Source organism: Ruegeria sp. BHSC223 (assembly GCF_059613025.1).
This window is the reverse complement of record NZ_JBXWRR010000001.1, coordinates 54,734-78,832: the sequence shown is the minus strand read 5'-3', so window position 1 is coordinate 78,832 and position 24,099 is coordinate 54,734. Positions and strand designations below refer to the sequence as shown.

Genomic DNA, 24,099 nt, shown 5'->3' with positions numbered 1-24,099 from the left:
CCCATTCGGGTAGAGAAACCGGCAAACGCATTGAAGCAAGGAGATTGCGGCTGATGGGCTGGAAAACACTCGACGACATGGACCTGAACGGCAAGCGCGTGCTGGTGCGGGTCGATATCAACGTGCCGATCGTGGACGGGGTGGTGACCGACTCGACCCGCATCCGCCGCCTGATGCCCACCATCCGGGATATCCTTGCCGCCGGGGGCCGCCCCATCCTGCTGGCGCATTTCGGCCGCCCCGGCGGCGAGCGGCGCAAGAACCTGTCGCTGAGCCAGCTGGTTCCAACGCTGGAACGGGCGTTCGAAACCAAGGTGCTGTTTGCCGATGATTGCGTCGGCCCCGCCGCCGAAGAGGCCGCCGAGGCTTTGCAGCCCGGCCAGGTGCTGCTCTTGGAGAACACCCGCTTTCACGCCAGCGAAACCAAGAACGATCCCGATCTGGCCGCCGGGATGGCACGGCTGGGCGATATCTTTTGCAACGACGCCTTTTCCGCCGCGCATCGCGCCCACAGTTCGACCGAAGCAATCGCGCGCCTGCTGCCCTCTTGCGCCGGGCGGCTGATGCAGGCCGAGCTTGAGGCATTGGAAAAGGCGCTGGGCAAGCCCGAACGCCCGGTCACCGCAGTCGTCGGTGGCGCCAAGGTCTCGACCAAGCTGGAACTGCTGGGCAACCTGATCGAAAAGGTCGATTACCTTGTGATCGGTGGCGGCATGGCCAACACCTTTCTGGTGGCCAAGGGGATGCCGGTGGGCAAATCGCTGGCCGAACGCATCATGAAAGACACCGCTGTCGAGATCCTGGCCAAGGCCGAGGCGGCAGGCTGCACCATCGTGCTGCCCAGCGATGTCGTGGTGGCCGAGAAATTCGAAAGCCACGCGCCACATCAGATCCTGCCCGCCGACCGCTGCCCCGACGAGGGCATGATCCTGGATGCGGGCCCTGACAGCCTTGCGACGATCAAGGCGATTTTCGAGAAAAGCCGGACCCTGATCTGGAACGGGCCGCTGGGCGCGTTCGAGCTGGAACCCTTTGACGCGGCAACCAATGCCGCCGCGCTGAAGGCGGCGGCATTGACCCGGGCGGGCAAGCTCATCTCGGTCGCCGGTGGCGGCGATACGGTGGCCGCGCTCAACGCCAGCGGCGCAGCGGGGGATTTCACCTATATCTCGACCGCGGGCGGCGCGTTTCTGGAGTGGATGGAGGGCAAGACCCTGCCCGGTGTCGCCGCCCTCACGCATGCGGGCTAACTCAATTCATCGCAAGCCCGCGCGCCATTTACACCCGCGCGCGGGACCCTGCGGGACGGATCCCACCGCCATCCGGCCCGTCGTCATCCTCGGACAGGATGGCGCGGCGCATGTCGCCCAGATCGGGGCTGTGCAGCCAGCGCAGGCCGGTCGTCATGAACACCAGTCGAAACATCACGCGCTCTCCAACCGCTGTTCCCGTTGCGGCCCCATCGCGTCGAGCGTCCGCAACAGGCCCTCGTGACGGGCCAGTTCGTCTTTCAGCGACAGCTTGCGCCGTTTGAGCATACGCAGCGTCTGGGCACAGGGCGCCGGGCGCTTGAGCTCGGTCAGGATGCGCTGTTTCAGCTCGGCCCGGCGCTCTTTCAGCACCGCCATCCTCAGCTTCAAAGAGAATGCGCGAACTCTGCCTGTTGCGGTCATTTACGGTCTCCTCCGATTGTGAACCCTGCCGCGACATATCGCGGCCTGCGCCAAAGATGGGGAGCGCTTATCAGGAAAGAACCCAATACCGGCATAGATTAAGATAGGTTTTACCTATCATTGAGAAATCCGTATGCCGCCCGACATCACCCTGCGCCAGCTCACCTATTTCTCGACCCTTGTGGCCGCCGGGCAATATCGCCGCGCCGCGCGCAGCCTGGGCATCAGCCAGCCCTCGCTCAGCCTGCAAATCGCGGCGCTGGAAAAGGCGGTGGGCGCGCGGTTGCTGGAGCGGCGCCGCAGCGGCCTGATCCTGACCCCCGAGGGCCGCGACGTATCCGAGATGGTGGCGCGTATCCTGCGCGAGGTCGAAGCACTGACCCTCTATGCCAGCCCGATGCGGGACAACATGACCGGCACGCTGCGGCTGGGCTCGACCCCGACCATCGGCCCCTATCTGCTGCCACGGGTGCTGCGCCAGTTGCATCGCCAGTATCCCAGGCTGAAACTGGCGATCCGCGACGGCGCCCCGCGTGACCTGGTCGAGGATCTGGCGGCCGGGCGCTATGACCTGATCCTGACCCAGCTGCCTGTCGGCCGGGACGATATCCGCGTGGCGCCATTGTTTCGCGAGCCGCTGGAACTGGCGGTAGACCCGGCGCACCGGCTGGCGGGCGTACCCCAGGTCCGGCAAGCCGATCTGGCGGGCGAAACCATGCTGGGCCTCAGCCCCGGTTATGCGCTGCACGGACAGGTTCAGGGCCTGTGCGAAACCGCCGGGGCCCGGCTCAGCACGGAATTCGAGGGCACCAGCCTGGACGCCCTGCGGCAGATGGTGTCGCTGGGCATGGGGATCACCCTGCTGCCCGCGCTCTATGTCGCCTCCGAAGTCCGCGCGACCGGCGCCGATGTCACCACGCGGCCGCTGAGACCCGCGATGCACAGAACTGTCGGGCTGGCCTGGCGCACGGCCACCGGCACCCCGCCCGCGATCGACCGCTTCATCCAGCTGACCCGGCAGGTGATCCACGACGAGATGAGCGGCATCCTGCAACCCGTCAGATGACAAGGTAAAAACCCGAAAAACACGTGAAGAAGAGGGATTCACAAGCGGATCCGCCTGTGTCATACTAGGGTCACGCACCCGCCAGAGGTGCGACCAGAGGCAATCAAGACGGCAGGTATACCGCGTGTCCCGGACAACCAGACCCAGCATCGGCGCGATCGCGTTTTTCGCGGTCTCCTTTGCGCTGGCGATCTATTTCACCTTTGCGGCCGTGCAGGGCGATTTCGGCCTGTTCCGCCGGGTCGAGATTGCCGCCGAGCGCGAGGTGCTGTCGCGCGACCTGGCCAAGGTCGAGGAACAGATCGACCGGATGGAAAACCTGACCCGGCGTCTGAGCGACGATTATCTGGATCTTGACCTGCTGGACGAACAGGCCCGGTCCGTACTGGGCCTGCTGCGCGCCGACGAGATCGTGATCCGCTGAGGCGAAGCGCCTGGATTTTTCGTAGAAAAATCTCCTGACGTCGAAAATCTTCTGCGAAGATTTTCCGGCCCCACCCGGCCTTGCCGCCGCGTCATATTAGCACTCGTCATGCGGCGAAAAATGCTTTATTAGATAGTTTAATGCTAAACTATTTCACCGACAGAGGAATGGCGCCGTGACCGCGACGAGAAAGACCTCAAGAAAATCAAATACTTCCGCCGAAGAACTGAAGCACTATTACCGCGAGATGTTGCTGATCCGCCGATTCGAGGAAAAGGCCGGCCAACTCTACGGCATGGGTCTGATCGGCGGGTTCTGCCATCTTTATATCGGCCAGGAAGCGGTTGTCGTGGGTCTTGAGGCCGCCGCCGAAGAGGGTGACAAGCGCATCACCTCGTATCGCGACCACGGCCACATGCTGGCCTGTGGCATGGAACCGGGCGGCGTCATGGCCGAACTGACCGGGCGCGAGGGCGGCCTGTCCAAGGGCAAGGGCGGCTCGATGCACATGTTCTCGAAAGAGAATCATTTCTACGGCGGCCATGGCATCGTCGGCGCCCAGGTGCCGCTGGGTGCGGGCCTGGCCTTTGCCGACAAGTACCTGGACAACGGTCGCGTCACCTTTACCTATTTCGGCGATGGCGCGGCCAACCAGGGCCAGGTCTACGAGACCTTCAACATGGCCGCCCTGTGGAAACTGCCGGTCGTCTTCGTGATCGAGAACAACCAATACGCCATGGGCACCGCCCAGAAACGCTCGACCTCCTCGCCCGATATCTACACCCGCGGCGAAGCCTTTGGCATCCCCGGCGAAACCGTTGACGGCATGAACGTGCTGTCGGTGAAAGAGGCCGGCGAAAAGGCCGTGGCCCACTGCCGCGCCGGCAAGGGGCCCTATATTCTCGAGGTCAAGACCTATCGCTATCGCGGCCACTCGATGTCGGACCCGGCCAAGTACCGCACCCGCGAAGAGGTGCAGAAAGTGCGCGAACAGAGCGACCCGATCGAGATGGTGCGCGAGATGCTGCTCAGCGGCAAACACGCCACCGAAGATGACCTGAAGGCGATCGACAAGGAGATCAAGGAGATCGTCAACCAGGCCGCCGAATTTTCGAAAGAAAGCCCCGAGCCGTCGGTCGACGAGCTCTGGACCGATATCTACGCCTGAGAGGACATCACGACATGGCAACCGAAATTCTGATGCCCGCCCTGTCCCCCACCATGGAGGAAGGCACCCTGGCGAAATGGCTGGTCAAGGAGGGCGACACCGTCTCCTCGGGCGATATCCTGGCCGAGATCGAAACCGACAAGGCCACGATGGAGTTCGAGGCGGTCGACGAAGGCATCGTCGGCAAGATCCTGATCGCCGAAGGCACCGAAGGGGTCAAGGTCAACACCCCCATCGCCCTTCTTGTGGAAGAAGGCGAAAGCGTCGATGCGGCGCTGTCGGCCGCACCAGCGGCCGATGCGGGCAACGAGGCGGCCCCCGCAGGGGGCTCCGAGGCGCCCGCAACCCCTGCCCCGGTCGCGGCTCCCGCCGCACCCAAGGTCGACCTGTCGCCTGACTGGCCGGCGGATGCGCCGATGAAGTCGCAGACCGTGCGCGAGGCGCTGCGCGACGCGATGGCCGAAGAGATGCGCGCCGACGAGGCCGTCTATCTGATGGGCGAAGAGGTGGCCGAATACCAGGGCGCCTACAAGATCAGCCAGGGAATGCTGGACGAATTCGGCTCCAAGCGGGTGATCGACACGCCGATCACCGAGCACGGGTTTGCCGGGATCGCCGTCGGTTCGGCCTTTGGCGGGCTCAAGCCAATCGTCGAATTCATGACCTTCAACTTCGCCATGCAGGCGATCGACCATATCATCAACTCGGCTGCCAAGACGCTCTACATGTCCGGCGGCCAGATGGGCTGTCCGATTGTGTTCCGCGGCCCCAACGGCGCCGCCGCCCGCGTGGCCGCCCAGCACAGCCAGGACTATGCCGCCTGGTACATGCAGATCCCCGGCCTGAAAGTGGCGATGCCCTACTCGGCCGCCGATTACAAAGGCCTGATGAAATCGGCGATCCGCGATCCGAACCCGGTGATCTTCCTGGAAAACGAGATCCTCTATGGCCGCAGTTTCGATGTGCCGCAGGTCGATGACCTGGTGGTTCCCTTCGGCAAGGCGCGGATCTGGCGCGAGGGCACCGATGTGACCATCGTCAGCTTTGGCATCGGTATGCAATACGCGCTCGAGGCCGCCGAACGGCTGGCCGGTGACGGTATCAGCGCCGAGGTGATCGACCTGCGCACCCTGCGCCCGATGGACCTGCCCACCGTGATCGCCTCGGTGATGAAGACCAACCGTCTGGTCACTGTCGAGGAAGGCTGGCCGCAGGGCTCCGTCGGCAGCTATATCGCCTCGGAGGTGATGCAGCAGGCCTTCGACTATCTCGACGCGCCGATCATCACCTGCACCGGCAAGGACGTGCCGATGCCCTATGCCGCGAACCTGGAAAAACTGGCGCTGATCACCACTGATGAAGTGGTCGCAGCCGTCAAACAAGTGACCTATCGGTAAGGAGCGACAGAGATGCCCACCGAAATCCTGATGCCCGCCCTGTCTCCCACCATGGAGGAAGGCACCCTGGCGAAATGGCTGGTCAAGGAAGGCGATACCGTCTCCTCGGGAGATCTGCTGGCCGAGATCGAGACCGACAAGGCCACGATGGAGTTCGAAGCCGTCGACGAAGGCATCGTCGGCAAGATCCTGGTGCCCGAAGGCACCGAAGGGGTCAAGGTGAACACCCCCATCGCGGTGCTGCTGGAAGAGGGCGAAAGCGCGGGCGATATCGCCAGCGCGCCCAAGGCGGCCCCGGCCGCCGCCGCGGGCAACGAGGCCGCCCCTGCGGCGTCCGAGGCGCCCGCAGCAGCCCCCACCGCGGCCCCTGCTGCACCCAAGGGTGCTGATGGTGGCCGCGTCTTCGCCTCGCCATTGGCGCGCCGGATCGCCGCTGACAAGGGGCTCGATCTGTCGCAAATCGCAGGCTCCGGCCCGCATGGCCGGATCGTCAAGGCAGACGTGATCGGCGCCACCGCCCCGGCAGCGGCGCCTGCCCCCGCTGCTGCGGCCCCTGCCCCCGCAGCCGCAGCTGCCGCTCCTGCCGCAGCAGCCCCCAGCGGACCCAGCGCCGATATGGTTGCCCGTATGTACGACGGTCGCGAGTATGAAGAGGTCAAGCTTGACGGCATGCGCAAGACCATCGCCGCGCGCTTGTCCGAGGCCAAGCAGACGATCCCGCATTTCTACCTGCGCCGCGATATCAAGCTGGATGCGCTGATGAAGTTCCGCGCCCAGCTGAACAAGCAGCTCGAAGGGCGTGGCGTCAAGCTGAGCGTCAACGACTTCATCATCAAGGCGGTCGCCAACGCACTGCAACAGGTGCCCGACTGCAACGCGGTCTGGGCCGGTGACCGGGTGCTGAAGCTGAAACCCTCGGACGTGGCCGTTGCCGTCGCCATCGAGGGCGGGCTGTTCACGCCGGTGCTGAAGGATGCCGACATGAAGTCGCTCTCGGCGCTGTCGACCGAGATGAAGGATCTCGCCACCCGTGCCCGCGACCGCAAGCTGGCACCGCATGAATACCAGGGCGGCAGCTTTGCCATCTCGAACCTCGGCATGTTCGGCATCGACAATTTCGACGCCATCGTGAACCCGCCGCATGCGGGTATCCTGGCGGTCGGTTCCGGGGTCAAGAAACCGGTGGTCGGCGCCGATGGCGAGTTGACCGTGGCGACCGTGATGTCGGTGACCATGTCGGTCGATCACCGGGTGATCGACGGCGCGCTTGGCGCGCAGCTGTTGCAGGCGATCGTCGACAACCTGGAAAACCCGATGGTCATGCTGGCCTGACCGGCCACCACCGCGAAACACACAAAGCCCCGGCCACAGCGCCGGGGCTTTGTCGTACTAGAGCCAAGTGCCAATTCAGCCTGTCAAAGATGAACCTCGATCACGGTCCTGACTGAATTTGCGATATAACAATTCTCATGCGCCTCTTGATGAAGGGCTCTCAATGCTTGCTGTGCCGGCCCCTCACCCGTCCAGGTTATGCGGGGTCGCAGATCAACGCGGGACAGCCATTGCTTGCCCGCGTCATTGGCCGTCATTTGCCCCTTGGCGTGATCGCGGTAGGACGCGGCCACATAGCCCGCGCGCCGCGCGATATCCAGAAACCAGAGCATGTGACAAGAGGCGATGGCCGCAACAAACGCCTCTTCGGGGTCGATAGCGGACGGGTCCGACATCGGCGTCGGAACCACATGCGGCGAGGCCGAGGCCAGACAGGTCGCGCCCCCGTCGAACGCCCACTGGTGGGCCCGGTTGTAGCTGCCCTTGGCAAAATCGCCAGAGGTCAGGCGCCACGATACGGTAGCGTCGTGGGTGGTCATCTCGCTTACTCCTTGTCGCCGGACAACACGGCATCGGCCCAGACCTGCGAAAATGCCCCGAGCGGTTTGAGCTTGGCAAAGAGGTCGCGGCCCATTTCCGTCAAATGGTATCCTTCGCTGGTCAGCTCGACAAAACCGCTCTCGCGCAGTTCCCCCAACCGTTTGTTGAGCACCGTCGGCGATACCGTTTCACATCGGCTCTGCAATTGGCGAAAGGTCAGCGGGCCACCATCCAGCTGCCACACGATGCCAAGCGCCCAGGTCCGCCCAAGAAGGTCGAACAGCGCCATGATCGGCTTTCCCGATTTCGACCCGCGCACCGGCGTGCCGGGCAGAGGGATCTTTGTTGGCATTGTCACGCCCTCTTTGCTAATTTTTGCGTAGCATGTATTCGCTACTTATTATGTAGCGAATCAGAGGTGATGTCATGCTGTTTCTTCCCCTATCGGCGGCGGTCGGTGCGTCGCTGGGTTGGGCCAGCGGCATCGTCCTTGCTCAGGAACCTGCCCGGCGCCTGGGCGCTTTTGAGTTTACGCGGGTTCAGCTGCTCGCCTGTGCCGCGATCCTTTGCGCGGGCTGTTCGGTCCTTGGTCTGTGGCCGACGATCGCCTGGCAGCATTGGCCCGCTTTCGCAGCCAGCATTCTGATCGGTATCATTCTTGGCAACCTTGCCATGATCGAGTGCCTGCGCCTCGGCGGGCCACGGCGGACCGAGGTCCTTCTGGCGCTCAAGGCGCCTCTGGTTGCGGGCATGGCGTTTCTGGCTTTCGGAGAAACCCTGTCTGTCCTCGACCTGCTCGGCGCAACCCTTGTGCTGACCGGGGTCCTGATGGCGATCCTTCAGGGCAGTGATCCGCGGTCTGACAGCGATCGGCTCGCTGGCACGCAGGTCAAGGTGGTCATCCTGGGGCTGCTTGCGGCGGGGTTTCAGGGCTTTGGGTTCCTTGTCATGAAACCCGCGATGCTGGCCGGCACGGACCCGATTGCAGCCTCGGCCATTCGCCTGTCCGGGGCGGCATTTGCGATATCGCTTGTCGCTCTCTGGCCGTCGCCCGTCTTTCGAAGCGCCACCGAGATGTCGCCCGGCCTTCTGTTTCGGACCATCCTGCCCGGCTTCATCGGCTATGGCGTGTCATCGACGCTTCTGCTGTTTGCCTATGCCCATCTCGACGCAGGGATCGCCGCGATCCTGGGCTCTCTCTCGCCGCTTCTCGTCCTGCCTGTTATCTGGCTAAAAGAGGGCCATCGACCCAAGGCATTGGCATTCCTGGGGGCCGGAGTGACCATCATCGGCGCAGCGGCGATCGTGCTGGCAGGATAGTCCTGAAAACTGCTGCGGCGCTGCGCCAGTCAGTACTGATAACCGGGTGTCGAGGCCGACAGGGCCTGTTCGGCCTCGTCCATCTCCGCCGCAATATCCTCGAACAGCGGCGTTGACAGGTAGCGCTCGCCGGTATCGGGCAGCATCGCCAGCAGCACCGAGCCCTCGGGCGCGGCCTCGGCCACCTTCATCGCGGCCGCGAGACTGGCGCCACCCGATATCCCGGTCAGGATGCCCTCCTCGGCCGCCAGGCGTTTGGACCAGGCGATGCTTTCCGGGCCGCTCACCGGCTCAAGGCCATCGAAGTACCCGTTGTCCAGCGCCTCTTGCAGCACCAGCGGGATGAAATCCGGCGTCCAGCCCTGGATCGGATGCGGGTTGAAAGCGGGATGGGTCGCGGCGGGTTCGCCCTCGGCATTGCGCTGTTGCGCCTCGCCCGATTGCACCAGCGCGGCATTGGCAGGCTCGCTCAGGGTGATCTTCAGATCCGGCCGCGCGGTTTTCAGCACCCGGCCCAACCCGGTGACGGTACCACCAGTACCATAGCCCAGCACCACGTGATCCAGCCGCGCGCCGTCGAAATCGCCGAGGATCTCTTGCGCGGTTGTGGCCTCGTGAATATCGGCATTGTCCTTGGTCTCGAACTGATGCGCCAGGAACCAGCCGTTTGCCTCGGCCAGTTCCTTGGCTTTCACCACCATGCCCACCGCCTTGTCTTCCTTGCGGGTCAGCACCACCTTGGCGCCCAGCATCCGCATCAGGCGACGGCGTTCGACCGAGAATCCGTCATGCATGGTGATGACCAGCGGATAGCCCTTGGCGGCGCAGACCATGGCCAGCCCGATACCGGTATTGCCGCTGGTCGCCTCGACCACGGTCTGGCCCGGCTGCAACCGGCCCTCGCGTTCTGCGGCCTCGATGATGTTCAGCGCCAGCCGGTCCTTGACCGATCCCGCCGGGTTGAACGCCTCGAATTTCACATACATCGTGACATGCCCCGGCGCGATCCTCTTCAGCCGGATCACCGGCGTATTGCCCACCGTTTCCAGGATCGAATCGTATAGCCGCCCGCGGCCCTTGGTCGTGAAGATCATTGCATGCCCCCAAGTCAAACTGCGAAAAGTCTTACCGTTGCATCAGATAATGCGCCGCGCGTGGCAGTACCACAAGGCGCTCGAACTCAGATAGGACCAACCTTTATCCATTATGGTCCAAAGCCGAAGAATTCTATCCCGACAACCCGGTAATCAAGATCAACAGTCGCAGTTAAGAGATTAATTCAAAATACTTTCCCTCAGAAGCGCCAATAGAGAAAAGGGGTGCAACGCGCCCCTTCTCGCATTCAAGACAAATGAAATCTCGGAGACAGGCGCCTCAGTCCGACCCGTTCGGGAACCGCTGGTCCATGTTGATCGAGGGCTGGTCACAGCCCGCCTCTCCGACGATCTTGGCCGGGATGCCCGCGACGGTCTTGCAGGGCGGCACCTCGCTCAGCACCACCGAACCGGCAGCGATGCGGCTGCAATGGCCGACCTTGATATTGCCCAGCACCTTGGCCCCCGCCCCGATCAGCACGCCATCGCCGATCTTGGGGTGACGGTCCTCTTCTTCCTTGCCGGTCCCGCCCAGCGTCACCGAATGCAGCATCGACACGTTATCGCCGACCACCGCAGTTTCGCCGATGACGATGGAATGGGCGTGGTCGATCATGATCCCCTTGCCGATCCGGGCCGCCGGATGAATGTCGACGCCAAAGATCTCGGACACCCGCATCTGGAAGAAATAGGCCAGGTCATAACGTTTGCGTGTCCACAGCCAATGCGCCACGCGATAGGCCTGCATCGCCTGATATCCCTTGAAATACAGGATCGGTTGCAACAGCCGGTGGCAGGCCGGGTCACGCTCGTAGACCGCCATAAGGTCGGCGCGGGCGGCCTCGACCAACTCGGGCGCGCTGTCATAGGCATCGTCCACAATCTCGCGCAGCACCATCATCGACATCTCGTTCGAGCAGAGCTTGGCCGAAATGCGATAGGACAGCGCCCTGTCCAGATTCTTGTGGTGCAGGATACAGGCATGCACCAGCCCACCCATCAGGGGCTCTCTGTCCACAGCGTCCTGCGCTTCGGCGGTGATCCGGTCCCAGACCGGGTCCACGGGGGCAAGTTTCTTGCGCGTTTCCATCATGGCCTGTCATCCTTCTTTGTGACTAATCTAGTCAGTTAGGATCGATTTGACCAACCTCAATACGTGATGGGCGTGGTGACGGAAATGAATGAGACGCGGCTTGCCCGTTTCCGGGCTCTGATTCAGGAGCGCTTGCAGGAACTGGGCGACAGCAGCGCGGTGGGGCAATCGGCGCGGGCGGTGGTAGAGTTGGATCAACAATCGGTGGGCCGTCTCAGCCGGATGGACGCACTTCAGAATCAGGCCATGGCCAAGGCCCAGCAGGCAAGGCGCGAGGTCGAGGCCCGCCGTCTAAGGCTGGCGCTCGATCGGATCTCGGCCAGAGAATACGGCTATTGCGACGGTTGCGGCGACGACCTGCCCGAGGGGCGGCTGACGCTCGATCCCGCCGCTACGCTTTGCGTCAGTTGCGCGCGCGGCTGATCTGACGGTGGATCAGGGCGCTCAGCACGATCTCGAAGCACCGGCAATAGCCCGGATCGTCGAACCCGGGCTCATCCGCCAACACCCGCTTGCGCGCCGCAGACATCAAAGAACCATTGCCAAACAGCGGATGGAGCCGCCCGGTCGCACGGACATGGGCATCGGCCATCTCCGCCTCGGACAGCATCCGACGGCAGAGCGACCGACGTGTACCGGCGGGAACGTGCAGCAAGGCCCGCGCCGCCGCGCTGACATCGCCATGCAGAACCGGACGCATCGCTCAGGCCTCGACCGTCACGCTACGGAACAGACCCGGACCGAACCGGGCCGAAATCTGCGCCACCGACAGAACAAAGGGCCGCGCCACAGCATCCGCCACCTGCGCCGCCGCGCCATAGGTCCAGGCGGCAGACGACACGGTTTCTTCCCGCAGCACGCCACCATCCTTGATCACCCGGACCAGATAGCTTTCGCTTTCTTCGCCCAAAGGCACCTCGGGCAGGCTCCAGTCGTCGCCGTCGATCCGGGTACGCCGCACCCAGGACAGCTGAATGTCGGCGCCGTTCTCAACTGCGCGCAGGTGGGCCGGGGCATAGGGGCGCAAGCCGATGCCATCAAATGCATCGACCCGGTGCACATAAGATGGATCGTCATAACTCCGACGAGACGGGCCGATCCGGTAATGCCGCGCGATCCGCCGTTCCGAACTGGCAAGGTCAAGCTGCACCAGACGCGGGTCGACCAGCACGAATTGAGAGCCTGCGGGCCACACGTCGGGCATCAACGCGTCGCTTCCCAATTGTCCCCTGAGCCGGTGGCGCAGCAGATAGGTATCGGGCGCGATCAGCTCGGCCTCTCGGAACTGGAACAGTTCCCAGTTGTCGGTCGACCCATCGCCGATCGCGGCCAGATTCTCTCCGTTCAGGATCGCCTCAAGAGGACGCGACTCCAGCTCTCCTGCAACCAGCTTAACCTGAACCGCATCGCCACGGTCCCACAAGCCCGCGCGCGCGCGGGCCAGCGGCGTCTCGGTCACTCCGATCACCGCCCGGGTCGCGACGATCTCGTCCAGACGATAGGCCTCGTCGCTGGCCGAGGAGTAGACCGCGACCGTACCGGGCCATGGCTGTGCTGTGACCGCCACATGCGGCGCATGCGGCACCTCATCCCCGGTGATCAGCGGCAAATCCAACAGCAAGGGCAGCACCGGAACCGGGGGCACAAACTCCTGAACCACAGGACGATCCTCAGCCATGTCCGAAGTCTGATATATATTCGGTTCAACCCGCACGGCCTCGATCAGCTGCATATGCGCCTGTTCGACCCGGTCCACACGATACAGCCCGCCGATCTCGTCCCCGGCATCGGGCAGGCGCACCACGTCGCCCGCGCCCAGCGCCAGCCTCGAGGGCGGCAGCGCAAAACGGATCGTATCGCGACCCAGACGCGCCTCGGCCAACCAGCGCTCCACCGTCTGTCGTCCCTCGGCACGAGTCAGCGCCAGCGGCATCTCGTTCGATGACACCGCATGAGTGGCGTCATCGGGTAGAACCGCCTCTTCGGCCACCACATCATGGTTCGCATCCGCCTGGACAAAACGCAGCCTGACCCGTCCGCTCAGCTCCAGATCGGACTCGCGCCGATGCTCCAGAGCGCCATCGATCTCTTCGTGCAGGGCCAGCAGCGCGCGGTCCAGCTCCACGGGGCTGCCGCCATCGCGCAGGCGAAAGACCAGCTTGCCATCGCGTTCAATCGCATCGAACCCGTATCGCAGCATCAGCGGTTGCAATGCGGATCGGGCATCGCTGACCTGATCTACCGTATAGCCCCGCACGATGCCCCAAAGCGCGCCGAGGTCCACCGCGCTCACCTTGGCACGGGCACAGATCTCGCGCACGACCGAGGCCAATGTGCGGTTGCCCGACCGCCCGTTCAGCCAGTGGCCGCGCGCGTAATTCGCCCCATCGGCCCACAATTCGCGATTGTTGGGAAAGGCGGGATAGGGCCGCACATCCCAGGCCCAGACATAAGCATTGGCCATGTCGATCATCGGCGCCTCATACTCGACCGAGACCGGATTGTTCCCCGGCTCGTTCCAATACCCCAGTACCGCATTCAGATAGGCCAGTTGCATCAGGTCGTCGCGCGCGCCGTTCGAGTATTTCGGCAGGCTCGATTCCGAGGATTTCGGATCGAGGAACTTGTTGGGCTGATTGGTGCCCTTGTCCACAGCCGCGCAGCCAAGCTCGGTAAACCAGATCGGTTTCGATTGCGGCACCCAATCGGTGGGCAAAGCCTGACGGTTGCCCCCGATCCGCTCGTGATGGGGGTTGGCCCACCAGTTGCGGATATCCTTGTACCGCCAAACCCAGGCCTCGCCATGGGCATCATCCGTGATCGGCGTACGGATCTGCGCCGCCTCCGCTTCGGGCGAATGGTAGTACCAGTCATAGCCCTCACCGCCCTCGACATTGCCGCGCAGATAGTCCTGCTCATAGATATGTCGGGTTCCGGCCTGGGCATCGGCATGGTCTTCGCCATCACGCCAATCCGACAGCGGCATGTAGTTGTCGATACCGACAAAGTCGATCTCGGGATCGGCCCACAGCGGATCAAGATGGAAATAGCGATCCCCGCTGCCATCCTGCGGCTGATAGCCGAAATATTCGCTCCAGTCCGCGGCATAGCCCAGCTTGGTTTCCGGCCCCAGAATGGTCCGTACCTCTGCCGCCAGAGCGCGCAAGGCCTGAACGGCCGGAAACCCGGCGGCGCCCCGGATCTGGGTCAGGCCGCGCATCTCGGAACCGATGCAAAAGGACGAGACACCGCCCGCCGCCTTGCACAGCGCCGCATAGTGCAGGATGAACCGGCGCAGGCCCCAATCCTCGGGGCCGGTATAGGTCACCACCCCGTCACCGATCACGAAATCCGCAGCCGAGGCCGTGCCAAAAAACGCCGCCACTTCGGCATCCGCTGCCGCGGTGCCGTCGGGCGTGCCAGGCTGGGTCGGCGCAAGGCTCAGCGTGATCCGCCCCCGCCAGGGCAGATGCGGCTGCCCCTCCTCACCGGTCCATGGGTTGATCAGCGTGTTGCCCGCCAACTGGTCCATCAGGATGAACGGATAAAACATCACCCTTTGCCCGGCCTCGTGCATGTGCCGGATCGCCTCGACCACCGCCGCGTCGGCCGGCGTACCGCCATAGATCGGGCGGTCCTCGATCCGCGCAATCTCATCCACCGTGGTCCGGCTCAGGCCCGAAACCCGCCAGGGCATGTTGCTGCCGTCGATATTCTTGCGCTCGACCTTGGGCCGGATCTCGCAATTGCCACAGCGCAGATCGCCACCGAACCACGACACCACCAGCGAGGCCGCGCCCACTTCGGGCAATTCCTCGCCCAGCGCCTCCAACGAGGTCAGAAAATCGGTCTGCCCGGATGGAGAGTTGCTGTTGGCCGCCCAGAAACTGCCCGGCCCGTTGGAATAGTTCACCTGGGTGGTGGCCAGCGCATATTCCCCGGTTCCCGGAATCAGCGCCACGCCCTTGACCAGCCCCGCCAGCCCCAGCTCGGCAGGATCGGCATCGGGCTGGTCGCTTCGAACCACCTCGAACGAGAATTGCGGCACCCGGTTGCCGAACCGGTCCAGATCCAGATCCTCGAACACCACATAGGCGGTACCGCGATAAGCAGGCACCAGACCCGCACCCTCGACCGCCTCCATCACCGGGTCGGGCAGCTGATCGGCGGTGCCGCGATAGACGCGCATGTTCAATTCGTCCCGCGCGATCTCGTCCCCGTCCGCCCAGACCCGGCGCACACCGGCAATCTCGCCCTCACAAAGCGCAACCGCCAGCGACACCGAATAGCTGTACTGCGTGGTCCTCGGCTGCGGGCGCGAGCCCTTGCCACCGCCACTCGTCGTCGTGGTCTCGGCAAAATCCGAGGCCCAGATCACCTGACCACCCACCCGCATCCGGCCATAGACCTGCGCGATGGCATGCCCCTCGCCCGAATTGGTCAGCCGGAAGCGGTCGACCTTACCGGTTTCCACCGCTTCGGCGCCCGAGCCCAGCAACCGCTGATCCAGAACCCGGCCCACGGTCGCACCCACGGCCCGTCCCAACACCGCCGAAGACAGTCCCGCAACGGTTCCACCGACCGAGCCGCCAATCGCCGCACCGGCGGCAGAAAGAAGTATCGTCGCCATCAACTCACCTCCTGAGGAAATTCGAACCGGGACACCACACGCCGCAGCCACGGCGCGCTCAGGGGGCTCTCGACCACGCCATGCCCGGAATAGGCGTGGATGAACCGGGGACAGGCTCCCGCCTCGGACACAATGCCCAAATGTTTGGCGACGCTGCCGCCACGCATCCGGAACAACAGCACCTCTCCGGGCACCACAGGCCCGGGCGCAGTTTCGATCAGATGCCGACGCGCGGCCTGCCACAGGCGTTCCTCGCCCTGAGGTTCGGACCAGTCCATCGAATAGGCCGGCACGGCTTCAGGCTCACGGCCATAAAGCCCACGCCAGATACCCCGGATCAGACCCAGGCAATCACTGCCCGCCCCCGGGGTCGAGGCCTGATGCCGATAGGGTGTGCCCAGCCATTTGCGGGCAATGGCAACCGCGTCACTGCCACGCCCGGTCATCTCAGGCTCCCACCACTATTGGCACCGGTCCGCTTGGGGCTGGCCATGACCCAATCCTCGCGCGGCAAATCTGGGAAGCCCTGAAAATTCAGCAGGTTGTTGAACTTCAGGCGGCAGGTTTCCATTCGCTTGTCGCAGCCCGCCGTCAACCGCAGCCCGTCGCCCGGACGCAGCACGGCCCGGATCGGCTCCCACAGCTCGATCTCGCGACCCGCCGCTGTCACCTTGTCCGACTTGATCAGCGCCCACAGACCCGCCGCCGCGCCACTCGTGACATCCAGCCGCCCCCGCTGGAACCACCCCGGCTCAAACCCGGACAGATCGGTCCAGCGAAACACCCGGCCCTCGTCGACCTGCTCCACCGCGATCTCTGCCCGGTATCCGGGCTGATCCAGGTCGAACCGGCAGGCGCCATCGCCCAGAACCGCCGTACAGGGTTTCTGAAACACCCGGCCCAACGGCTGGTTCAGCGCATCGGTCAACCCGCGCAACTCGGCCTGAAACGCACCGCCGCCCCGCCGCAACTCGCCGATCGAGCCGCGAAACTGCAACCAGCGCTGCTCCGGCTCGGTCCAGTTGACCAGCCAGGACAGTACCTCGGCCCCGTCGAACCGGCCCGCCTCGATATCCTCCTCGCGCACCGCCGCGTCGCTGAGCGCGCCCAGCGCCTCGGAATTGTCCACCGACAGGCCGGTGCTCTGCTCCAACGCCGCCGCCGTCAAACCGCTATCGGCCTTGAAGGTGAACCCGTCAAACGCCAGCATGCAATCGTGATCGGTGAACCCGAACCGCACCCCATCCTTGCGCAGGATCGCCCAGCACCGGCACAGCGAGGTCACCCCGCTGGCCAGATGCGCCTGCATCGCCTCGCTCGGCCCGCCCATCACACACGCACCTCGACCACCGGCACATTGGGCACGTCGCCCGCGCGGAAACTGGCCACGCTGGTCTGGATCCGGTCAGTGTCGAAGCGCACCGGCACGTCGAACTCAAAACCGGCGCTGATCTGCACACCGACCGGAGGCGGCGCCTCGAAACGCACAAGACCGGTGGTCACGTCCACCTCGTAATCCACCGCTTCTTTCATCTCATCCTGATCCAGACCGATCCGGACCGTGCCCAGTACCGGTTTGCTGATCGGTCGCGCATAGCTGACGGTGCCGGACCGATATGTCTTGACCAGAGGAAAGGCGGTCTCGACCCCGTCACCCACAGCGATCACCTGATCGTCATAGCGCGGCTCGGCCGAGGCGCGGCTCGACTTGAAGTCGGACCAGTCCTTCCATCGGAACCCGTAAACCTGCCCCTGACGCGCCTCGAAGAACGCGATCAGCGTCTCGATATCGTCCAGCGAGCGCATGCCCACGCCCGCGTCATAACGCCGGCGCGCATGTGCCCAGGGAGAGTTGCGCTCCTCGAACCCGTTGACCAGCGTCACGATATCGGTGCGCCGCTCGGGCCCCCCGATCGAGCCAAAGCTCAGATTGGCGGGAAATCTCACCTCGTGGAAGTTCATGATCCGCTCCCCTTGTTAGCGATTGCGATTGCCACGACCCAGCGCGCGGCCCATCTGGGCGGCGATCTGACCCTGGCTGCGGCGGAACCCCTGCACATCGGGGGTGGTGATGTTCATCACCACGTTCACTGCGCGACCGCCGCCGCTGTTGCGCACGCCCAGCTTGCCATCGGCGCCGCGCGCCAGCGGCATGATCGCTTCCGGCCCCGCCTCGCCCATCAGCCCCATGCCGCCCCGCATGGGAAAGGCCACCGGCCCGCTGACCACGCCGCCGCTGGCAAAGGGCATCACCCGGCCCTGGCTGAACGAGCCGCCCTTGGCAAAGGGCAACAGCCCTTCGAACAGCGAACCCACACCATCCGCGATCAACCCGCCGAAATGATCGGTCACCGGCTTGATCGCCGCCGAATAGGTGGTCTGGATCATCGACCGGGCCACCGTTTCCAGCGCGTCTGACAGTTTCATGCCGTCTAGCACGACGCCATCGAAGGCGCGGCGCAGCCCCTTAGACAGGCCCCGCTCCAGCGTCTGCACATCCTGCCCCGTGGCCGCCAGCGCGCTGCGCACCCGGCGTAGTTCCGCGTCAAAGCCCGCGGCCATGACAGCGGCATCGCCCAGCGTATCGCCCAGGCTTTCGCCCGTGGCTTCCAGTTCCGAAAACCCGTCAGTTTCCGCCATGATCCTCTCCTTGTGTCTGGTCCGGCCAGGCCGCCAGCAGCGCATCCAGTCCGGCGCGGCCCATCGGCGCGGTCCCGGCACCCTGCCCCAGCATCAGCCGCAACTCGGCCGGGGTCAGGCGCCAGAACGCCTCGGGCGTCAGCCGCAATCCCAACATCCCGGCCCGCATCAGCGCGGGCCAGTCGAACCCGTTCATGTTTCCCCCGGCAGCATGAAGGCGCGCGCCAGAAGTTCCGCCGCAGCCCGCGCCGCTGCCAGCGGCCCACCGGCGATCTCGGCCCGCAGAAGCTGGGCGCGGCTCACATCCGCGCCCCCGCCCCTGAGCCCCGCAACCACCAACGCCAGCACGTCGCGGCTGGAAAACGCACCCCCTTCGAACCGCTGCACCAGTTCCACCAGCGAGCCACTCTCCAGTTCAGCCTCAAGCTCGGCCAACGCGCCCAGCGTCAGCTTCAGCACCCGTTGCTCACCATCGATGACCAGGGTCACCTCTCCCGTCCACGGATTGGCCATGATCAGATCGCGGTAAAGGCAAGCGCACCGGCGCTGGCCAGGCTCACCTCATAGGTCGCCTCGCCATTATGACTGCCCGCATAGTCGATGCCGGTCACCTGAAACGGCCCCTCGACAATGCCGAAATCGGGGATGATCACCTGGAAATCGGGCGTCTCGCCGTCAAAGAACAGTTGCCGCGCCCGCTCGTCGGTGCCCGCATCCTTGAACACGCCCGAGCCCGAGATCGAGGCCGATTTGACCCCCGCCCCCGACAAGAGCTCGCGCCACCCCCCCTGGCTCTCCAGGCTGGTGACATCCACGCTCTCGGCGTTAAAGCTTACGCGGGTGGCACGCAGCCCCGCGATGGTTTCGAACAGGCCCGTGCCGTTCATGTCCACTTTGACCAGCAGGTCCTTGCCGTTCTGGGCACCCATGATGTTACTCCACGTTCAGGTTGATCAATTGTCTTCGACACGGGCGCGAAACCGCAGGTCGATCTGCCGGACCGCGCCCCCCGTCCCGGTCCGCCGGGCCGAGGCCCGGTCGAACCACAGCCCCACCAGGCGCCCGCGCGCCAGGCTCAGCGCCGCATCGTCCAGCGCATCGCTCACCGCGCCCGCCAGCGTCTTGGCGCCAGCGAACCCGGCCGCCTCCGAGATCACCGAGACGGTGAACCGGTGCTCGGCCCCCTCGCCGCTCTGGTCCGAGGCATCGCGCACCTCTTCCGGACCCAGCAGCACATAGGTCTGCGGCAGCGTGCCCGAAGGCAGCGCATCGTAAATGTCCGTCCCCACCAGGGCCGCCACCCCGGCATCCGCCAGCAGGTGCTGATAGACCGCCGCCTGCAACGCCGCCGCCACGCCATAGCTCATGCCGTTACCTCCTCATCCGCAAAACAGGTCAGAAACCGTCCGGCCGGGTCATGCTCGGCCACCGCCCGGATCACGAAAACGCGGGCGCCATCGGTGAACCGCTGTTCGGGCGCGGGCCGCATCGACGACCCGTCGGGCGCCGCGCGCAGCGTGATGCGATAGCTGACCCGCGAGCGGGACGCGCCCGCCTCGAACCGCTCGGCTCCGCTGCGCGCGGTGACATCGGCCCAGACCGTGCCAAGGGCCGTCCAGCTCTCGGCATATCCGCCCGCGCCGTCAGCCACCCGCGCGGGTGCCTCCAGCACCAGGCGCCGGTTCAGATGCGGCGCCTTCATTGCACCACCCCCGAGCCAAAGCGCACGGTGCGATAGCGCTGGATCAGGCTGGTGACGCCAAAGGGCATGCAGCCATCGCCCAGCGCTGTCTCGTGCCGGTATTCATAGTAATGCGCCGCCAACAGCAGCACCGCCTGCCCCAGATCGGCCGGCAGCCCGCCCCAATCGGCGGCCATCCCGGCCACCAGGGCGACAATCGCCGCGCCACCGGTGGCCACGGTCGGCAGCAGCGCCCCCGCCGGGCGCAGCCGCGGCCGCTGGCTGTCACGTTCCAGCCGATAGGCGGCCGGGTCCAGCACCGTGTCCTGCCCGCCCCCATCGCGCAGCGTCACCGAGGTGACCGTCTGCACCGGCACCACCGGCAACACGTCCCCCGTGGCATCACGCCAGTTGTAGACCGTCCAGGAAAACTGACGCGAGATCAGGATCTTGCCCGTTCGCGCCTCGATCGCGGCAATGGCGGCCCGCAGGAAACTGCGCAACACCTCGTCCTGCACGTCATCCTCTGCAAACCCGGTGCCCAGCCGCAAATGCGCCTTGAACTGTGCCACCGGCAGCGCGGCATCCGCAACGGCGGTCTCTTCGATCAACATCATCAATTCACTCCGCAAGCTCGGGCCCCTCCGGGCCGTTCGTCTCATGTCATGCGGGCCCGCGCCGCCTCACGTTGCTCGGACGGAGGGGAGCAGCTAGACAACGCCAGGGATACCGGCGCGCGCCCGCACCCGGGGCCAGTCACCCGGCCCCGGCTCCGGCTACGCTCAGGCGGTGCCGAATTTCAGCAGCTTGATCGCGGCAAAGTCGCTCACATCGCCGCCCACGCGCTTGGTCGCATAGAACAGCACATGCGGCTTGGCGCTGAACGGGTCGCGCAGCACGCGCAGATCCGGACGCTCGGCCACGGTATAGCCCGCGTTGAAATCGCCAAACGCGATGGAATAGCTGTCGGTTGCCGGGTCGGGCATGTCCTCGGCAATCACCACCGGATAGCCCATCAGCCGCGCGGGCTCTCCCGCCGCCAGACCATCCGACCACAGGAAGCGGCCATCGGCATCCTTCAGCTTGCGGATGGTGCCCGCGGTTTTCGAGTTCATCACGAACGCCCCGTTGGCGCGGTACTGCGCCCCCAGCGCATAGACCAGATCGACGATATCATCGGCATCCACACCAGCGGCCACACCCGAGGCGACATAGCCGATATTGCCCCAGGCCCAGCTGTCATTGTCGACAGCGGCATGGTTCAGGAAACCGCGCGGCTTGTTGACCCCGTCCCCGTTGATAAAGCTCTGCGCCTCGGCGCGGGCGAACTTGTTGGCGATGCGGTCGGCCAGCCAGCCCTCGATGTCAAAGGCGCTGTCATCCAGCAGGCGCTGGCTTGCCTTGGGCAGAGCGCTCAGCTCGTGCAGCGGGATCGAAATACGGTCGATCGACGGCGTCCCGGTCTCGCTGGCCGCAGCGGTCTCATCCGCCCAGCCGGCACCGATATCGGTGTGGTCGATCAGCACGTCGAACGAGTTCGCCTCCACATGCACCACCGAGGCGATCGAGCGGATCGAGGCCGTCGAATGCAGCACCGCCTTGATACGCTCGGCGGTCTGCGGGTCGACCAGATAGCCGCCATCGCTGTTGATCGCGGTCGACATCGCCTTGCCTTCCAGGGTCAGCCCCCGCAGCGCATCGTCATCGCCCGAGCGCAGATAGGCGTCGAACGCCTTCTGATGCGGGGCGCCGTCCTCGACGGAGGCGGCCAGATGCGGACGCGCCGCGGTGAGTGATTTACGATCCAGCATGGTCATACGCTCTTCTGTCTGTTGCAGTTTGGTTTCAACTTCGGTGCGAAAACCCTTGAATTCATTCACGAAGCCAGTCATCGCCTGCTTCACCTCCTGAACCAGGGGCACACCCTCTCCGGCCAAGGCCGGGATCTCGGTCTTGCTCATCGGCACGTCCTTTCGGGTGGGTTGCGGCGCGCTTACCTTCGCGCCAGTTCCTGCCGGGCGCTGTCGAACAGCTCGGCAATGCTGCGCCAGGCCTGTTCGACCTCGGGGGATGTCCCCTTGGCCGCGACCCGGGCACTGGGCAGCATGGGAAAGGTCACCAGCGACACTTCCCACAGCTCCAGTTCGGTCAAGAGCCGCTGGCCCTTGTCATTCTTGCTGGCCCGGCGGGTGCGATAGCCGATCGACAGCCCGTCGATGGCCCCCGCGCGGATCAGGGCCGCCGCCTCGCGCCCTTTCTGGGTGCTCTCCAGCAACCGACCCTTGACCCACAGACCGCGTGCATCCTCGCGCACCTCATCCCAGACCCCGATCGGCTGGGCCGGGTCGTGCTGCCACAGCATCTTGACCCGCTGCCCGGCTGCGTTCAGTGCCTTGAGCGAGGCCGCATAGGCCCCCGCCTGCACATTGTCGCCGCCCTGATCGGTCTGGCCAAAAAGGCTGGCATAGCCCTCGATCACCGCATCCTCGCTGACCGTCAGACCATCGCCGAAGCGGGCGAATTTATGTTCAAGTCCGGCATCCATTTCCATGAAACACTCCTCGTAAATCATTGCCATATCAGGGAGAAATCACCAGAAAGGATTGAAAGACCTGGGCCAGGATCGCGCCTGCGACACCGTAGACCGTGAGCCACAGCCGCCGCTCCATCCGCTCGATCGCCTCGTCCAGCTGGTCCAGCCTGCGGCACAGATGCTCGTGTTGCAACGCGGCCACCCGCTCATGCGCCTCCAGCCGCAGGCCCGGCGCACAGTCAAAGGGCGCATAGCCCGACCCCTCAGCCATGGGCGTCCTCCGCCAGCGCCGGCAGGCCCAGCAACATCCGCTTTTCCGCCCCGGTCAGGAAATCGGCACGACTGACCCGCGCCCATTGCGCATCGCGCTCGGCGGCCAGCGCCGGCACCTGGTCCAGGTCGGGCTTCAACAGCACCTCCTCGCCCGACAGGCCCGACAGCCAGTCCGACAGGTTCGCCGCCACCCGCGTCACCAGGGGCAGAACCGTCAGGCGATAGAACGCCCGATTGGCCTCCTGATAGTTCGAATAGGTCGCGTCGCCCTGGATGCCCAGCAGCATCGGCGGCACGCCAAAGGCCAGCGCGATCTCGCGGGCGGCGGCTTCCTTGGTCTTCTGAAACTCCATGTCCGAGGGCGAGAAACCCATCGGCTTCCAGTCGAGCCCGCCTTCCAGCACCATTGGCCGGCCAGCATTGCGCGCGCCCTGGAAATTCGCCTCGATCTCGTCGGACAGTCGGCGGAACTGATCCTCGGCCATCACGCCTTGCCCATCGCTGCCGGTCCAGACCAGCGCGCCCGAGGGCCGCGCGGCGTTGTCGAGCAGCGATTTCGACCAACGCGAGGCCGCGTTATGCACATCCACCGCCATCGCCGCAGCCTGCATCGGCGAAAAGCCGTAGTGATCGTCCTGCGGGTGAAAAGACTTGATATGACAGATACCGGCGGCATCGAAACGATGCGACTTGCCGCCCACCGTGTATTCATAGGCTACCGGCCAGCCATCGGCGCCGGGCACCACCCGCATCCGGTCCGAGCGCAGCACATGCAGCTCGACCGGCAGGTCATCGGCGCCGCGCACCGCCTCGACATAGGCATCCCCCGACAACAGCAGCTGCCCGAACAGCGCCTCCATCAGCTCGGCCCGGCCCTGCGCGCCATTGGGGCGGCGGATCAGGCTCAGCATCGGGTGCGTCTCATAGCGCTGCATCCGGTCCTGCAACACCAGCGGCAATGCCGCCGCCGCCTCGGAAATCAGCTTGACCGAGCGGAACCCCACCGGATTGCCCGCAAACCCCGTCCGCGTCAGCGAGGCGGTGTCGCGCGGGCTCCAGGCGACCCGGCCCGCATTGTGCCAGGCCACCACCGGCCCCGCCGCGCTGGCCTTGGCCTCGGGCGCTTCCGCTCCGGCCCCACGACGCAGGAAATCAAAGATCATGGCAATGCTCCTATCTTCTCGCCCGGCGCCGGATGCGCTGCGGCCTTGTTGATGAGAGTTATCGTCGAAGAT

General features: G+C 64.9%; 30 protein-coding genes. 8 read left to right on the top strand and 22 right to left on the bottom strand.

Translation table 11 applies throughout. The features are described 5' to 3' along the window. Nucleotides 1–53: 53 nt before the first annotated feature. Nucleotides 54–1,250, top strand: coding sequence for a phosphoglycerate kinase (locus tag AC2FNY_RS00430; RefSeq protein ID WP_496801296.1), 1,197 nt, complete (start codon nt 54–56; stop codon nt 1,248–1,250). Between the two features lie 28 nt (nt 1,251–1,278). On the opposite strand, the gene AC2FNY_RS00425 is transcribed toward AC2FNY_RS00430, so the two are convergent. After that, complete coding sequence (locus tag AC2FNY_RS00425) at nt 1,279–1,425, bottom strand: hypothetical protein (RefSeq protein ID WP_234136961.1); 147 nt, start codon at nt 1,423–1,425, stop codon at nt 1,279–1,281. After that, nucleotides 1,425–1,673, bottom strand: coding sequence for an HP1242/YdcH family protein (locus AC2FNY_RS00420; protein ID WP_234136962.1), 249 nt, complete (start codon nt 1,671–1,673; stop codon nt 1,425–1,427). Before AC2FNY_RS00420 ends, AC2FNY_RS00425 begins: the two co-directional genes overlap by 1 nt. 133 nt (nt 1,674–1,806) lie before the next feature. Between AC2FNY_RS00420 and AC2FNY_RS00415 the strand changes: the two genes are divergently transcribed. The 5 genes from AC2FNY_RS00415 (at nt 1,807) to AC2FNY_RS00395 (ending at nt 7,060) form a co-directional block, all read left to right on the top strand. Beyond that, nucleotides 1,807–2,739, top strand: coding sequence for a hydrogen peroxide-inducible genes activator (locus AC2FNY_RS00415; RefSeq protein ID WP_234166420.1), 933 nt, complete (start codon nt 1,807–1,809; stop codon nt 2,737–2,739). A 124-nt stretch (nt 2,740–2,863) separates the two neighbouring features. Beyond that, nucleotides 2,864–3,163, top strand: coding sequence for an FtsB family cell division protein (locus AC2FNY_RS00410; RefSeq protein ID WP_234136965.1), 300 nt, complete (start codon nt 2,864–2,866; stop codon nt 3,161–3,163). 175 nt (nt 3,164–3,338) lie between these two features. Further along, nucleotides 3,339–4,331 (top strand): pyruvate dehydrogenase (acetyl-transferring) E1 component subunit alpha, encoded by a 993-nt coding sequence (pdhA, locus tag AC2FNY_RS00405; RefSeq protein WP_496801295.1) that lies wholly within the window; start codon nt 3,339–3,341, stop codon nt 4,329–4,331. 14 nt (nt 4,332–4,345) lie between these two features. After that, a complete protein-coding gene (locus AC2FNY_RS00400) occupies nt 4,346–5,728 on the top strand; it encodes a pyruvate dehydrogenase complex E1 component subunit beta (protein WP_234143939.1) in 1,383 nt (460 codons plus the stop codon). Nucleotides 5,729–5,740: 12 nt separating this feature from the next. Continuing rightward, a complete protein-coding gene (locus AC2FNY_RS00395) occupies nt 5,741–7,060 on the top strand; it encodes a pyruvate dehydrogenase complex dihydrolipoamide acetyltransferase (protein ID WP_496801294.1) in 1,320 nt (439 codons plus the stop codon). A gap of 83 nt (nt 7,061–7,143) precedes the next feature. On the opposite strand, the gene AC2FNY_RS00390 is transcribed toward AC2FNY_RS00395, so the two are convergent. Both AC2FNY_RS00390 and AC2FNY_RS00385 read right to left on the bottom strand, forming a co-directional pair. Then, complete coding sequence (locus tag AC2FNY_RS00390; RefSeq protein ID WP_496801293.1) at nt 7,144–7,599, bottom strand: OsmC family protein; 456 nt, start codon at nt 7,597–7,599, stop codon at nt 7,144–7,146. Between the two features lie 5 nt (nt 7,600–7,604). After that, complete coding sequence (locus AC2FNY_RS00385) at nt 7,605–7,952, bottom strand: winged helix-turn-helix transcriptional regulator (protein WP_234166416.1); 348 nt, start codon at nt 7,950–7,952, stop codon at nt 7,605–7,607. 74 nt (nt 7,953–8,026) lie between these two features. Between AC2FNY_RS00385 and AC2FNY_RS00380 the strand changes: the two genes are divergently transcribed. Continuing rightward, the gene (locus AC2FNY_RS00380) at nt 8,027–8,920 is read left to right on the top strand and encodes an EamA family transporter (protein ID WP_496801292.1); all 894 of its coding nucleotides are present in this window, start codon (nt 8,027–8,029) and stop codon (nt 8,918–8,920) included. Nucleotides 8,921–8,949: 29 nt separating this feature from the next. On the opposite strand, the gene AC2FNY_RS00375 is transcribed toward AC2FNY_RS00380, so the two are convergent. Both AC2FNY_RS00375 and cysE read right to left on the bottom strand, forming a co-directional pair. Beyond that, nucleotides 8,950–10,014 (bottom strand): pyridoxal-phosphate dependent enzyme, encoded by a 1,065-nt coding sequence (locus AC2FNY_RS00375; RefSeq protein ID WP_234166414.1) that lies wholly within the window; start codon nt 10,012–10,014, stop codon nt 8,950–8,952. Nucleotides 10,015–10,294: 280 nt separating this feature from the next. Further along, on the bottom strand, nt 10,295–11,107 hold the full coding sequence (gene cysE / locus AC2FNY_RS00370) for a serine O-acetyltransferase (RefSeq protein WP_234136974.1): 813 nt from the start codon (nt 11,105–11,107) through the stop codon (nt 10,295–10,297). A gap of 84 nt (nt 11,108–11,191) precedes the next feature. On the opposite strand from cysE, the gene AC2FNY_RS00365 reads away from it, so the two are divergent. Further along, complete coding sequence (locus AC2FNY_RS00365; protein WP_238904012.1) at nt 11,192–11,530, top strand: TraR/DksA family transcriptional regulator; 339 nt, start codon at nt 11,192–11,194, stop codon at nt 11,528–11,530. Here the strand turns inward: AC2FNY_RS00365 and AC2FNY_RS00360 are convergent. From AC2FNY_RS00360 to AC2FNY_RS00285, 16 genes are all read right to left on the bottom strand, one after another. Then, a complete protein-coding gene (locus tag AC2FNY_RS00360; RefSeq protein WP_496801291.1) occupies nt 11,511–11,807 on the bottom strand; it encodes a DUF7742 family protein in 297 nt (98 codons plus the stop codon). The two genes, AC2FNY_RS00365 and AC2FNY_RS00360, sit on opposite strands and share 20 nt — an antisense overlap. 3 nt (nt 11,808–11,810) lie before the next feature. After that, on the bottom strand, nt 11,811–15,737 hold the full coding sequence (locus tag AC2FNY_RS00355) for a baseplate multidomain protein megatron (RefSeq protein ID WP_496801290.1): 3,927 nt from the start codon (nt 15,735–15,737) through the stop codon (nt 11,811–11,813). Beyond that, a complete protein-coding gene (locus tag AC2FNY_RS00350; protein WP_496801289.1) occupies nt 15,737–16,183 on the bottom strand; it encodes a C40 family peptidase in 447 nt (148 codons plus the stop codon). Before AC2FNY_RS00350 ends, AC2FNY_RS00355 begins: the two co-directional genes overlap by 1 nt. Then, nucleotides 16,180–17,067 (bottom strand): phage/gene transfer agent baseplate hub protein, encoded by an 888-nt coding sequence (locus tag AC2FNY_RS00345; RefSeq protein ID WP_496801288.1) that lies wholly within the window; start codon nt 17,065–17,067, stop codon nt 16,180–16,182. The genes AC2FNY_RS00350 and AC2FNY_RS00345 overlap by 4 nt, the downstream gene beginning before the upstream one ends. Then, entirely contained in the window at nt 17,067–17,699 is a 633-nt protein-coding gene (locus tag AC2FNY_RS00340) for a DUF2460 domain-containing protein (RefSeq protein ID WP_234136981.1), read from the bottom strand. The genes AC2FNY_RS00345 and AC2FNY_RS00340 overlap by 1 nt, the downstream gene beginning before the upstream one ends. A gap of 15 nt (nt 17,700–17,714) precedes the next feature. Next, nucleotides 17,715–18,377 (bottom strand): RcGTA-type gene transfer agent tail tape measure protein, encoded by a 663-nt coding sequence (locus AC2FNY_RS00335; RefSeq protein ID WP_234175546.1) that lies wholly within the window; start codon nt 18,375–18,377, stop codon nt 17,715–17,717. Continuing rightward, nucleotides 18,364–18,573 (bottom strand): rcc01693 family protein, encoded by a 210-nt coding sequence (locus AC2FNY_RS00330; protein WP_234175545.1) that lies wholly within the window; start codon nt 18,571–18,573, stop codon nt 18,364–18,366. Before AC2FNY_RS00330 ends, AC2FNY_RS00335 begins: the two co-directional genes overlap by 14 nt. Next, the gene (locus tag AC2FNY_RS00325) at nt 18,570–18,890 is read right to left on the bottom strand and encodes a gene transfer agent family protein (RefSeq protein WP_496801287.1); all 321 of its coding nucleotides are present in this window, start codon (nt 18,888–18,890) and stop codon (nt 18,570–18,572) included. The genes AC2FNY_RS00330 and AC2FNY_RS00325 overlap by 4 nt, the downstream gene beginning before the upstream one ends. 2 nt (nt 18,891–18,892) lie before the next feature. Next, complete coding sequence (locus tag AC2FNY_RS00320; RefSeq protein ID WP_234136988.1) at nt 18,893–19,306, bottom strand: phage major tail protein, TP901-1 family; 414 nt, start codon at nt 19,304–19,306, stop codon at nt 18,893–18,895. A gap of 24 nt (nt 19,307–19,330) precedes the next feature. After that, nucleotides 19,331–19,744, bottom strand: coding sequence for a DUF3168 domain-containing protein (locus AC2FNY_RS00315; protein ID WP_234166405.1), 414 nt, complete (start codon nt 19,742–19,744; stop codon nt 19,331–19,333). Next, complete coding sequence (locus AC2FNY_RS00310; RefSeq protein WP_234166404.1) at nt 19,741–20,079, bottom strand: phage head closure protein; 339 nt, start codon at nt 20,077–20,079, stop codon at nt 19,741–19,743. Before AC2FNY_RS00310 ends, AC2FNY_RS00315 begins: the two co-directional genes overlap by 4 nt. Beyond that, nucleotides 20,076–20,675: a head-tail connector protein gene (locus AC2FNY_RS00305; RefSeq protein ID WP_496801286.1), complete on the bottom strand. Its 600-nt coding sequence runs from the start codon at nt 20,673–20,675 to the stop codon at nt 20,076–20,078. Before AC2FNY_RS00305 ends, AC2FNY_RS00310 begins: the two co-directional genes overlap by 4 nt. A 165-nt stretch (nt 20,676–20,840) precedes the next feature. Then, nucleotides 20,841–22,019, bottom strand: a complete 1,179-nt coding sequence (locus AC2FNY_RS00300) for a phage major capsid protein (RefSeq protein WP_496801285.1) — start codon at nt 22,017–22,019, stop codon at nt 20,841–20,843. A gap of 32 nt (nt 22,020–22,051) precedes the next feature. Beyond that, nucleotides 22,052–22,609, bottom strand: coding sequence for an HK97 family phage prohead protease (locus AC2FNY_RS00295; RefSeq protein WP_496801284.1), 558 nt, complete (start codon nt 22,607–22,609; stop codon nt 22,052–22,054). A gap of 28 nt (nt 22,610–22,637) precedes the next feature. Beyond that, nucleotides 22,638–22,862: a GTA head formation protein, RCAP_rcc01685 family gene (locus AC2FNY_RS00290; protein WP_234136992.1), complete on the bottom strand. Its 225-nt coding sequence runs from the start codon at nt 22,860–22,862 to the stop codon at nt 22,638–22,640. Next, nucleotides 22,855–24,027 carry a phage portal protein gene (locus tag AC2FNY_RS00285; protein WP_234143914.1) on the bottom strand — a complete coding sequence of 391 codons (1,173 nt, stop codon included), beginning with the start codon at nt 24,025–24,027 and terminating at the stop codon, nt 22,855–22,857. Before AC2FNY_RS00285 ends, AC2FNY_RS00290 begins: the two co-directional genes overlap by 8 nt. Between the last annotated feature and the right edge of the window lie 72 nt (nt 24,028–24,099).